This is a genomic window from Bradyrhizobium sp. GCM10028915, assembly GCF_042666195.1.
In the GTDB taxonomy this organism is placed as follows: Bacteria; Pseudomonadota; Alphaproteobacteria; order Rhizobiales; family Xanthobacteraceae; genus Bradyrhizobium; species Bradyrhizobium canariense_D.
Window position 1 is genome coordinate 1 of record NZ_JBHTFN010000073.1, and the last position, 675, is coordinate 675.

General features: G+C 66.4%; 1 protein-coding gene. It reads right to left on the reverse strand.

Translation table 11 applies throughout. From position 1 onward, the window contains the following. Window positions 1–572 (reverse strand): ATP-binding protein (locus ACFQX9_RS38590; RefSeq protein ID WP_377792180.1); only part of this gene is annotated, 572 nt, incomplete at its 3' end. Between the last annotated feature and the right edge of the window lie 103 nt (window positions 573–675).

Sequence of the window (675 nt, forward strand, 5' to 3'; positions counted from 1 at the left end):
CCGTAGCGATCTTCGAGGATTTCCAGGAGGTCGTGACGGGCACCGGCGTCGAGCGGCTCGAGTCCCCAATCATCGAGGATCAGCAGATCGACACGGCCAAGGCCGCGCAACAGGCGTGGATGGCGGCCGTCGCCGCGGGCGAGCGCCAGATCGTCGAACAGTCGCGGGACGCGCTGATAGAGCACGGAGCGATTGTCGCGACAGGCCTTGTGGCCGAGCGCCGAGGCGAGCCAACTCTTGCCAACGCCGGCCGGGCCGCAGATCAGGAGATTGACGTGGTCGTCGATCCAGCGGCCCTCGACAAGCTTAGCGAACAGCGGGCGGTCGAGACCGCGCGGGGTGCGGTAGTCGATGTCCTCGACGCACGCCTGCTGGCGCAGCTTGGCGTAGCGCAGGCGAGTGGCGAGCCGTTTGTCGTGCCGCAGCGAGGCTTCACGTTCGAGCAGCAGCGCAAGCCATTCGGTGTGACCGAGGCTTGCGGCCTCACCGGTGGCTTCGATGTCGGCGAAGGCCTTGGCCATGCCGTGGAGGCCGAGGGCGTTGAGGCGGTCGAGGGTCGGATGGGTGAGCAAGGGATGATCTCCTAATTGTAGTAGCGCGGTCCGCGGATGTTGGCATGCAGGATCGGCGCATCGTCCGCGGAACGCTGGTGAGCAGAACGCCGATCGAGATTGT